At 43.8% G+C, this 10,992-nt stretch carries 10 protein-coding genes; 8 read left to right on the top strand and 2 right to left on the bottom strand.

Annotation, left to right across the window (positions count from 1 at the left end; genetic code table 11):
* Together WA010_RS07925 and WA010_RS07920 are read left to right on the top strand one after the other, a co-directional pair.
* Window positions 1-1,283, top strand: a 1,283-nt coding sequence (locus WA010_RS07925) for a nitric oxide reductase activation protein NorD (RefSeq protein WP_422556592.1), incomplete at its 5' end; no start/stop codon positions are given.
* A gap of 9 nt (window positions 1,284-1,292) precedes the next feature.
* The gene (locus WA010_RS07920; RefSeq protein ID WP_422556591.1) at window positions 1,293-2,078 is read left to right on the top strand and encodes a CbbQ/NirQ/NorQ/GpvN family protein; all 786 of its coding nucleotides are present in this window, start codon (window positions 1,293-1,295) and stop codon (window positions 2,076-2,078) included.
* Between the two features lie 18 nt (window positions 2,079-2,096).
* Here WA010_RS07920 and WA010_RS07915 read toward each other — a convergent pair whose 3' ends face one another.
* Together WA010_RS07915 and WA010_RS07910 are read right to left on the bottom strand one after the other, a co-directional pair.
* Entirely contained in the window at window positions 2,097-2,510 is a 414-nt protein-coding gene (locus WA010_RS07915; protein WP_422556590.1) for an RrF2 family transcriptional regulator, read from the bottom strand.
* Between the two features lie 54 nt (window positions 2,511-2,564).
* Entirely contained in the window at window positions 2,565-3,767 is a 1,203-nt protein-coding gene (locus WA010_RS07910; RefSeq protein ID WP_422556589.1) for an NnrS family protein, read from the bottom strand.
* A gap of 162 nt (window positions 3,768-3,929) precedes the next feature.
* On the opposite strand from WA010_RS07910, the gene WA010_RS07905 reads away from it, so the two are divergent.
* From WA010_RS07905 to napG, 6 genes are all read left to right on the top strand, one after another.
* Window positions 3,930-6,044 carry a ribonucleoside triphosphate reductase gene (locus tag WA010_RS07905; RefSeq protein ID WP_422556588.1) on the top strand — a complete coding sequence of 705 codons (2,115 nt, stop codon included), beginning with the start codon at window positions 3,930-3,932 and terminating at the stop codon, window positions 6,042-6,044.
* Window positions 6,041-6,217 (top strand): anaerobic ribonucleoside-triphosphate reductase, encoded by a 177-nt coding sequence (nrdD, locus tag WA010_RS07900; protein WP_422556587.1) that lies wholly within the window; start codon window positions 6,041-6,043, stop codon window positions 6,215-6,217. The genes WA010_RS07905 and nrdD overlap by 4 nt, the downstream gene beginning before the upstream one ends.
* Window positions 6,183-6,866 carry an anaerobic ribonucleoside-triphosphate reductase activating protein gene (locus WA010_RS07895; protein WP_422556586.1) on the top strand — a complete coding sequence of 228 codons (684 nt, stop codon included), beginning with the start codon at window positions 6,183-6,185 and terminating at the stop codon, window positions 6,864-6,866. Before nrdD ends, WA010_RS07895 begins: the two co-directional genes overlap by 35 nt.
* Window positions 6,867-6,935: 69 nt before the next feature.
* Window positions 6,936-7,238 carry a c-type cytochrome gene (locus WA010_RS07890; protein ID WP_422556585.1) on the top strand — a complete coding sequence of 101 codons (303 nt, stop codon included), beginning with the start codon at window positions 6,936-6,938 and terminating at the stop codon, window positions 7,236-7,238.
* A 273-nt stretch (window positions 7,239-7,511) separates the two neighbouring features.
* A complete protein-coding gene (gene napA, locus WA010_RS07885; protein WP_422556584.1) occupies window positions 7,512-10,298 on the top strand; it encodes a nitrate reductase catalytic subunit NapA in 2,787 nt (928 codons plus the stop codon).
* Between the two features lie 2 nt (window positions 10,299-10,300).
* On the top strand, window positions 10,301-10,992 hold a 692-nt coding region (napG, locus tag WA010_RS07880; protein ID WP_422556583.1), incomplete at its 3' end, for a ferredoxin-type protein NapG.

The raw sequence follows: 10,992 nt of genomic DNA, 5'->3' as shown, positions 1-10,992 counted from the left end.
CTTCTACCGAAGCCTCATCAGTAGATAATTATCCCAATCCGTTATGGATTTATCCATCCCTATCTAGCTCCAACAAACTCCTCTCAATCGATGATGAGGAAGAGGTAAACAGACAAAGAGATGAGGAGAACAAAACCGAAATCTTGAAAATGAAGAAAAAGAGCGAACAAATCGACGATAAAAAAGAGACGGACGGATTGCTCCTCTTTTTGCCTGAGTCGATTATGAGTCTGATGGAGCAGGTGCGGGTTGATCGGCAGGAAAATGACAGTTTTGATGAGGATGCACTCTACAATGCCGAAGATTTAGAGGAGATAACACTGGGGCAAAAAGATGCCAACCTCTCCGCCCGTATCAAAATGGATTTGGACATCTCTGCTAACAGTGTTGAAGAGTATCCTTTGGGTAAAGGGCATTTTATCGATGAGTGGGACTATAAAAAAGAGTTCTATCTCAAAAACTATGTCTGTATAAAACCCATTATTTCACTCCATACCGAGCCTATCGAATTACCAAAACGACTCCAAAAAATGATGCGCACTATTCAAAGCGAACTTGATCTAATGGAACTTGATCGTATTAAAAGAGACAACCTCCCTTATGGTGATGAGATCAATATTGAGTCGTGGATCGATTATAAAGGACATCAAAACCGTTCCAACCATCCACAGCGATTTTTCCAAACGTTTGAGCGAAAGATACGTGATATGTCAACACTGATATTGGCGGATGTTTCTCTCTCCACGGAAGCAGGGATTACGCAAGAGATACGGGTGATCGACATGATACAAGATGCGTTGATGGTGTTCTCCGAATCGCTCTATCGTCTTCAAGATCGGTTTGCCATCTATACCTTTTCCTCGATCAAAAATAAAAAAGTAAACTTTCACATCATTAAAAATTTCAAAGAAAAATACAGTGACGATATTCGGGGCCGTATTCATGCCATTAAACCGGGATATTACACCCGTATGGGGGCTGGGATACGTGAGAGTGCCAAGATTTTAGAGAAACAGCAAAGTGCCAATAAACTCCTGTTGATTTTAAGCGACGGTAAGCCCAATGATGTTGACCGCTACGATGGACGCTATGGGATCGAAGATACGAAAAAAGCGATCGAAGAAGCAAAGAAAAAAGGGATCACTCCGTTTTGTATCACGATCGATATCGATGCAAAAGAGTACCTCCCCTATCTTTTCGGAAGAAACTCCTATGCGGTGATCCGTGATGCCAAAAAACTCCCCAAAGTGTTACCCAAAATCTATATGAATTTGACTAAATAAAGGAAAATGATGTCTAAAACATACTACTTACCTCAAAATAACGAAGTTGAGCTTTTCAAGGCGGCGGCTGGGATGAACCTCCCTGTATTGATCAAAGGACCGACGGGGTGCGGGAAAACGCGATTTGTCGAAGCGATGGGGGAAGAGCTGGGGCGTGATGTGTATACGGTGGTGTGCCATGATGATCTTAGTGCTGCTGATTTGGTCGGTCGCCATTTGATCGATGAAAATGGCACCTATTGGCAAGATGGGCCATTGACGAAGGCAGTGCGTCACGGCGGGATCTGTTACCTCGATGAGATTATCGAAGCGCGCAAAGATACGACGGTCGTTTTACATTCCCTTGCCGATTATCGCCGAGTTCTCCCCATCGATCGCACCGGTGAAGTGATCACGGCTCATCCTGATTTTATGCTCGTAGTATCCTACAATCCGGGATATCAAAATGTGTTAAAGGGGATGAAACCCAGCACCAAACAACGCTTTATCTCCCTCACCTTTAACTATCCAAAGGCAGAGATAGAAACCGAGGTGATCGTCAAAGAGAGTGGGGTGGATGAAAAGATCGCGCAAAAACTGGTAGCAATAGCGAGTGAAATCCGTCAATTAAGCGATAGCGATATCCAAGAAGCCGTATCGACACGATTGCTTATTTACGCCGGAAAATTGATTGTTCACGGGTTTGATCCCTACCAAGCGTGTATACACTCGATTGTTGAATCACTCAGCGATGAAGAGGATGTTTTAGAGGTGCTTGAAAAGCTGATATCACTCCATTTCCCAAAAATAGGGTAATATTTACCGATAGAAAAGTTATAATTTTGTCTCTTTATTATCTATGAGTGAAGCCAGAGTCGTAGTTGTGAGCATCGTTTCAATCAGCTCTTTTGGTTTAACCCATTGCTCATGCAAAGCACAAGGATTCGACGCATCGCATTTCTCAAACCCCAAGATACACCGTTCATGTTCCAACGGTTCCCCAATCGCTTCGAGGATATCGCACAGACGAATTTGATCGGCATTTTTAGCTAAACTTATCCCCCCCTCACGACCGCGAGAGGCGTTGACCAGCCCCTTTTTGACCAAATCAGTCACCATTTTGGTGAGATATTTGTAGGGAAGATCGAGCTCTTGGTGGAGAATATTGACGGAGTGCGATTTCTCATGATGGCGATAGAGATACGATAATACCCGAATGGCGTATTCAGCGGTTTTGGTAAAATGCACGTGTCTACTCCGAATGAGTGAATTGGGAGTATTGTAGTCTAATTTGGCTTAGGATTATGATGATTTTCTTCGTATTAATATCTTGCCATAACGTAAACTCCAAATCATAAATAAAAGAATCCATGCAAATCCTGTCGCATCAAAAAGCCATCCATGCGATGCCCCGAATGCAGTATCGACAGAGAGGGCAAAACGTGAAAGTACGATGATTTGTGTCCACCAAAAAAGAAGAATAGTTAATTTGTCCGCATGGGGAGGCTGTCCTGAATGACCCAATGTAACACGTGTTCCAAATCCGATAAGTACCGTCGTTAAAAAACCGAGTACGAGCAGATGTACCCCTGCAAAGAGAAAATCAAGAGAGGTGAGAGTTTCAATGATTTGGAGTATTCCGCCGATCAAGAGTCCTGCTGGAAGCCAAAAGAGGGCGAGATGGAGAATCCATACAATTGCAGGGGATTGAAACGGGTGGAGTTTCCAGCGTAAAAACTCGCGTATGAGATAAAGGGCAAGGAGGATACTGACGGTTGCTTCGCCAACACCGAATGCGACCATTGCCAATAACGTTTTGAGTACCAATAGCCCAAAAACTATTTCGACGAAATAGGGAGATTTAGCCTCTTGCGAATGGCTGAAAAATGGGATCATCCGTTGCGCAACCGAAAAAGTGAGAAAGACAAAAAAGAAGTTCACGATGATCGGAACAATGAACTCAAACCATCCTTGAAAATCCCAAATCAAACTGAACCCGTAAGCGATAACCCAGAGGAGATGCGAGAATAGAGCAATAATGTGCGCGACCAATATCCAATAGGGATCTTGCTTTAGCGGGGATTGCCCGATTTTATAGACCCAGTGAAGGGTAAAAATCGCCATCGCATGGGCAAATAATCCTGCACACATCGCCACTAAAACCATCCATGGTGACACAAGCGAACCAATAAAAAAGAGAACAGATGCGATTTGATAAAGCCATACGATACGGGTATAAACCTCACGTGCTATGGTCATACTGGTACAAAAACGGGGAAAGGTGGTAAATAAAAACCCGTGAAAGAACTGGGCAAAGACAATAAACGCGAGAGAATAAAGGTGAAACTCGTTTTCCGAGACGGCGAGCGGTATGACTCCCTTGTGGGAGAGGGTGAAAAGAACCATTGATACGATAGCCCACAAAACACCAAAAATGAAAAAAGGCTGATGGGGCTGGGATAAAAAATAGTTTTGTTTTATAGTGGTGGTAGAAAAGGTACTCATAACGTAATCCTCTGAAAATATTCGGGAGTATAACGAGATACTAAAGGGAAGATATTGACGAAGATCAAGAAGACAATTTGACCCAAGTCAAAGACAATCGTTTCATAATCAAATACAATAACCTCTATAAAATTACAGATCAATTTTTGAGGAAATTCAGCAATGCCGAGCATTCAACGTGTTATCAAACGAGATGGCTCTTCTGAGCTGTATTACCCTTTTAAAATCGAAGATGCGATTCGAAAAGCGTACGAGAGTGTACATGTCACTGTAAATGAGGATGTTATTACGGAAGTACTGTTTCAGGTAATGTATCACTCTATTTTCGAGGTGGAAAAGATCCAAGATTTGATCGAAGAAGAGCTGCATAAATCGGGTGCATTTAGTGTGATGAAATCGTTTATCACGTATCGTTTTTTGCATAAAATGCAACGAGAACATATCCTAGGTTTGGGAGAAGATACCACCTACGTGAACTCGACTCAGAGTGTCGAAGAGTATATTTATAAATCTGATTGGCGGGTAAATGCCAATGCCAACACGGGTTATTCCAATGCGGGACTCGTCAATAATCTCGCGGGAAAAGTTATTGCCAACTTTTGGCTCGATAAAGTGTATGCTCCACATGAGGGAGTAGCACATCGTAACGGTGATATTCATATCCATGATCTCGATTGTCTCACAGGATATTGCGCGGGCTGGAGTCTGCGTGCGCTTTTAAACGAAGGGTTCAATGGGGTTCGCGGGCGTGTAGAGAGTGCACCTCCGCATCATTTGCGTGAAGCACTCGGGCAAATGGCGAATTTTCTAGGTATTTTGCAGTCAGAATGGGCAGGGGCTCAGGCGTTTAGTTCGTTTGATACCTATTTGGCTCCATACGTTTTTATCGACGCATTACCATTTTCGGAAGTGAAAAAAGCGATACGGGGGTTTGTCTATAATCTCAACGTCCCCGCACGCTGGGGACAATCGCCTTTTACCAACGTAACGATCGACTGGGTAGTTCCCGAAGATTTACGTGAGCAATTTCCTACTTACCGTGATCATCATCTTTTTGAAGAAATTACTGAAACGGCCCATCATCAGCGAAAATTGCATGAGCGTGGAAAACGGCTCCTCAAAGAGCTTACCTATGGGGATTTTCAAGCGGAAATGAACATCATCAACCGTGCCTTTTATGAGGTAATGACCGAAGGTGACAATGGAGGACAACCTTTTACCTTTCCGATCCCTACGGTTAACATCACGGAGGATTTCGACTGGTATGGAGAAAATACCGATATTTTATTCGAAAATACGGCGAAAATCGGCTCCAGTTATTTCCAAAATTTTATCGGGAGTCAGTATATTCGAAATGAGATTGGAGAGTTAATCGAGAATCCCCATGCTTATAAACCCGGAGCAGTGAGAAGTATGTGCTGTAGGCTGCAACTCGATCTGAGAGAACTGCTTAAACGTGGGAATGGGCTTTTCGGAAGTGCCGAGATGACGGGGAGCATCGGAGTGGTAACGATCAACATGGCACGTTTGGGATATCTTTATAAAAATGATTATGAGGGATTGATAAAAGCGATGGATGGATTACTGGAGATTGCCTATGCGACATTGGAAAAAAAGCGGTTGTTTGTTCAGGATATGTTTGATCGTGGACTCTATCCCTACAGTGCACGCTATCTCAGAGATTTCAGGAATCACTTTTCGACGATCGGCGTCAACGGGATGAATGAAATGATCCGTAATTTCAGCGGTGATAGTGAGGATATTTCGACGATGAGAGGGATCGATATGGCTCAAAATATCCTCGATTATCTGCGTGAGCGAATGCGCTTTTTCCAAGAAGAGAGCGGTAGTCTCTACAATCTCGAAGCGACCCCGGCGGAGGGGACAACCTACCGATTTGCCAAAGAGGACAAAAAACGCTACCCAGAGATTATACAAGCGGGCGAGGGGGAAAATATCTATTATACGAACAGTTCACAGCTGCCTGTATCCTTTAGCGATGATCCGTTTGAAGCCTTGACGCTCCAAGATGAACTCCAATGCCGCTATACGGGGGGGACGGTTTTACATCTGTATATGAGTGAACGTCTCAGTTCCGGCGAAGCGTGTCGGCGGATGGTCAAAAACGTCATTACCAACTTTCGTCTACCCTACATCACGGTAACCCCGACATTTTCGGTTTGCCCCGTGCATGGATATCTGAGCGGTGAACATGAATTTTGCCCAAAATGCGATGACCAGATACTGAGTCAAACCCAACATAAGGAAGAACAATGAATACAAATGAAATTTTAGAACGAAACAGTGCAAAGCGGACCCGTTGTATGGTCTATACTAGAGTGATGGGATATCACCGCCCGGTAGAGAGTTTCAACCTCGGCAAAAAAGGGGAACACAAAGAGCGAACCTGCTTCAATGAATCCTCAAAACGTCATGTTGCCGCTTTATGATATCACCCGCTTTACCCTTCTAGACTACCCCAATATCCCTGCCGCCATTTTTTGGTTTGCGGGATGTAACCTGCGATGCACCTACTGTTATAACCCCGATATTGTTTTCGGCCAAGGAAAACTGAGTGAAGAAGAATCTCTGGCGTTTTTATCCTCACGATGCGGATTGCTCGAAGGGGTAGTTCTAAGCGGCGGAGAGTGTACTCTCTATCCCAATCTGATCCCTTTTTGTCACTCCATCAAAGAGATGGGATATAAAATAAAAATGGATACAAATGGGATGCGTCCTGATGTGATTCGACAGCTCTTAGAGAAAAATCTCCTCGATTATGTGGCGCTTGATTACAAAGCACCGGATTCAAAAATGAACGATATCTGCGGAGGCGGTTCAGAAAAACGATTTTGGCAAAGTTTCGACACACTTCAATCCTTTAATGTGGCGTTTGAAGTACGTACGACGTTTCATCCTGATCTCCTCAGTGAAGAGGAGATTATCACTATGAGCAATACATTAAAAGCGATGGGGTATCAGAACCCTTTTTACGTACAGCTTTTTCGAGAAGGTGTCGAAACATTGGGGATGGTAGATGCACCTATGCGTTTGGTAGATATTGAACTTTTATCTCAATTCGTCACACTTCGTCAATAAATTGACTTAGGTCAAAGCTTTTGATTCTGAAACGCTCTATAATTTTTTTATCAACAACAGGAGTTACGTATGAAAAAAAGTTTGATGGTAGTAGCAACATTGATCGCGCTAGGTTTTGTAAATGTCCAAGCGGCAGAAGAGGGTGCAGCACTTTATAAAAAATGCGCATCGTGTCATGGTGCCGCTGGAGAAAAAGCGGCACTCGGTAAAAGCAAAATCATTAAAGATATGAGTACGGCACAAATTACGACCGCTCTCAAAGGGTATAAAGACGGCAGTTACGGTGGTGCTCAAAAAGCTCTTATGAAAGGTCAAGTAGCATTTCTCAATGATGCTCAAATCGCTGCAATCGCCGCTTTCATCGCTAAATAATCTCCTCTCACCCATTGGGGTGATCTTTCCAGACAGTGTTTCCTTTCTTTTGCTTGACCTCCTATAGAAGAAAATTGCTGTTTGGACAAATCTTCTCATTTTTTCTTTTTTTTAACATCTTCTTCATTTTCTTGACTCAAGTCAATTTTTAAAATTCGTTATTACATTAGAATTATCAGTGTTCATATAACAAAGAAGGGCACTTCTGAAAAGCTTTTGGAAAAGAGCTGTTCAGAGGTGCCCACAAAAACAATCCATGAAAAAGGATCAACAATGCAAGAGAGTCGTAGAGAGTTTCTAAAAGCAAGTGCCGCAACTGCAGCTGCAACAGCTGTGGGAATGGTATTGCCGCAAGAGGTTCAGGCTGCTTCGGCGGCAGGAGAATCAGGATGGCGTTGGGATAAAGCGGTATGCCGTTTTTGCGGAACGGGATGCGGTGTTATGGTCGCTACCCAAAATGACAAAATCATTGCGGTCAAAGGTGACCCGGCAGCTCCGGTAAATAAAGGGTTGAATTGTATCAAAGGGTATTTCCTAGCCAAAATCATGTACGGGGCGGATCGTTTGACGCAACCGTTATTGCGGGTCGGTGCGAATGGAGAATTTGATAAAAAAGGGAAATTTCAACCGGTGAGTTGGGAGCGGGCCTTTGATGTGATGACCGATAAATTCAAAGAGACGTACGCTAAAAATGGTCCTAATTCGGTAGCTGTCTTTGGTTCGGGTCAATACACGATTCATGAAGGGTACGCGGCGCTAAAATTGATGAAAGGCGGGTTTCGCTCCAATATGATTGATCCCAATGCTCGTCACTGTATGGCTTCTGCCGTTGCCGGATTTATGCAAACATTCGGAATCGATGAACCTGCGGGATGTTACGATGATATTGAGTTAACGGATACCATCGTAACATGGGGTGCCAATATGGCGGAGATGCATCCGATTCTCTGGTCACGTGTATCGGATCGTAAATTGACCAATAAAGCAAAAGTAAAAGTGGTCAATCTCTCTACTTATACAACCCGTACATCGGATTTAGCCGATATCGAGATCATTTTCCGACCAAATTCCGATTTGGCTATCTGGAATTACATCGCTCGTGAGATTGTTTATAATGCTCCTGAATCGATTGACTGGAAATACGTTAAAGATAATACAGTATTTACGACCAGTTGGGTAGATACTGGTTATGGTATGCGCAATAATCCAAACCATCCTAAATTTCGTGAATCAGAAAAAGATACGGTAGCCAAAGAGGTCTCTAAAAAAGTAAGTAATCTCGAAGCGCCAGCATTGAAACCGTTCGGATACGATGCAGGTGAAACGATGAAAATGACCCATAACGCTAAAGCGGGTGAGAATTGGGTTATTACCTTTGAAGAGTTCAAACGTGGTCTTGCTCCGTATACCTTAGAATATACCGCTCAGGTTGCCAAAGGTAATCCGGATGAGGATATCGAAACGTTCAAGAAAAAACTTAAAGCGCTTGCCGATCTTTATATCGAAAAAGGGCGTAAAGTTGTTAGTTTCTGGACAATGGGGATGAATCAACATACCCGTGGAACATGGGTAAACTCACAATCGTATATGGTGCACATGTTACTCGGCAAACAATCTAAACCTGGCTCAGGGGCATTTTCTCTTACCGGTCAGCCATCGGCATGTGGTACAGCGCGTGAAGTTGGAACATTCAGTCATCGTCTCCCTGCGGATATGGTGGTTATGAATCCGAAACACCGAGAAGTAACTGAGAAAATCTGGAAACTTCCTGCAGAAACACTCAATCCTGTTCCGGGAAGCCACTACGTACAAATCATGCGTGATCTCGAAGACGGAAAAGTTAAATGGGCATGGGTACAGGTCAACAATCCATGGCAAGATACCGCCAATGCAAACCACTGGATCAAAGCGGCACGCGAGATGGACAATTTTATCGTTTGTTCCGATGCCTATCCAGGAATCAGTGCAAAAGTAGCCGATTTGATCTTGCCGAGTGCTATGATTTATGAAAAATGGGGCGGATACGGTAATGCAGAACGTCGTACACAGCAATGGCGTCAGCAGGTTACTCCAGTCGGTCAATCGATGGGTGATTTATGGCAAACGATGGAGTTTTCAAAACGCTTTACTTTAGCCGAAGTATGGAAAGAGTGGAAAATTAACGAAAAAGTCACTATTCCTAGCGTTTTAGATAAAGCAACGGCGATGGGATATAAACCGACCGATACGTTGTTTGATGTCTTGTTTGCAAATAAAGAGGCGAAAAGTTACAAATGGCCAGATCCGATCGGTAAAGGATTTGCTAACACTGAAGCAGGTGGCGACAAACGTAATGTCCTCGGCTCCGATGGCAAGCCATTTAAAGGGTACGGATTCTTTATCCATAAATACATCTGGGAAGAGTATCGTAAGTTCGGTCTCGGTCATGGGCATGACTTGGCCGATTTTGATACCTACCACCGTGTTCGCGGCTTGAAATGGCCGGTTGTAAACGGTAAAGAGACACAATGGCGTTTCAATGCGAAATACGATCCGTATGCGAAGAAAACAGGACGTGAATTTGCATTTTATGGCGAATTTAGTAAAGTGATTCCACAAGGAACACTGAGTGGTCCGGATGAGTCAAAACCGAAAATTGATTTGCATAACAAAGCCAAAATTTATATGCATCCGTACATGGATCCACCTGAAGTTCCGACTAAAGAGTATCCATTATGGCTTTGTACCGGTCGTGTGCTTGAACACTGGCATTCAGGAACAATGACTATGCGTGTACCTGAACTTTATCGTGCTGTTCCCGAAGCATTGTGTTACATGCACCCGGATACTGCAAAAGAGATGGATGTAAAAGACGGTCATCTCGTATGGGTAGAGAGCCGTCGCGGCAAAGTTAAAGCACGTGTTGAGACACGAGGTCGTAACCGTCCGCCGAAAAGTTTAGTCTACGTACCATGGTTTGATGAGAAAGTCTTTATCAACAAAGTATGTTTAGATGCAACATGTCCTATCTCTAAACAAACCGACTACAAAAAATGTGCGGTCAAGGTCTATAAGGCTTAACCATGGCAAAAGATAAATTGCCTCCGATGAGTGAACGTCGCCGATTTTTATTGCAAGCATTGCAGGGGATCGGATTAGCGACGCTTGGGGCATTGACATGGAGTGCATACATCGATGAGGCGAGTGCAGCCTCACTCGTACTACGACCTCCAGGAGCATTGAGCGAAGAAGCTTTCTTAGCACAGTGCATTCGCTGCGGGTTGTGTGTTGAGGCGTGTCCGTATGATACGCTCAAACTCGCACGTGCTGGAGATAATATTCCGATAGGTACCCCTTATTTTATTGCACGGGAAATCCCGTGTTATATGTGTAAGGATATACCCTGTGTCCCTCCGTGCCCCACGGGAGCCTTAGAGAAGTCATTGGTCATGAAAATGGCGAAGGACGGAGACAAAGTTTTCGATATTGGCATGGCGAAAATGGGAATAGCCGTAATTGATTCGGATCAATGTATCGCCTTTTGGGGTGTTCAGTGTGATGCTTGTTATCGAGCTTGTCCATTGATCAATGAGGCGATTGTCATCGATCAGAGTCGAAATGACCGTACTGGTAAACATGCCCTAATGGTTCCTCGTATTATCGGTGATGTGTGTACCGGTTGCGGAATGTGCGAAAAAGCGTGTGTTACCGAAAAAGCTTCTATTTTTGTCTTGCCTCTGAAAGTTGCTAAAGGGAAAGCCGGAAGCAATTACAT

Source organism: Sulfuricurvum sp. (assembly GCF_049305995.1).
Lineage (GTDB): Bacteria > Campylobacterota > Campylobacteria > Campylobacterales > Sulfurimonadaceae > Sulfuricurvum.
The sequence above is the reverse complement of the archived record's forward strand: the minus strand, read 5'-3'. Positions and strand labels throughout refer to the sequence as shown.

What these genes read in the sequence shown, in the direction of transcription:
- WA010_RS07920 (WP_422556591.1), top strand. Translation starts at nt 1,293, where the DNA reads ATGTCTAAAACATACTACTTACCTCAAAATAACGAAGTTGAGCTTTTC.
- WA010_RS07910 (WP_422556589.1), bottom strand. Translation starts at nt 3,767, where the DNA reads ATGAGTACCTTTTCTACCACCACTATAAAACAAAACTATTTTTTATCC.
- WA010_RS07905 (WP_422556588.1), top strand. Translation starts at nt 3,930, where the DNA reads ATGCCGAGCATTCAACGTGTTATCAAACGAGATGGCTCTTCTGAGCTG.
- nrdD (WP_422556587.1), top strand. Translation starts at nt 6,041, where the DNA reads ATGAATACAAATGAAATTTTAGAACGAAACAGTGCAAAGCGGACCCGT.
- WA010_RS07895 (WP_422556586.1), top strand. Translation starts at nt 6,183, where the DNA reads ATGAATCCTCAAAACGTCATGTTGCCGCTTTATGATATCACCCGCTTT.
- WA010_RS07890 (WP_422556585.1), top strand. Translation starts at nt 6,936, where the DNA reads ATGAAAAAAAGTTTGATGGTAGTAGCAACATTGATCGCGCTAGGTTTT.
- napA (WP_422556584.1), top strand. Translation starts at nt 7,512, where the DNA reads ATGCAAGAGAGTCGTAGAGAGTTTCTAAAAGCAAGTGCCGCAACTGCA.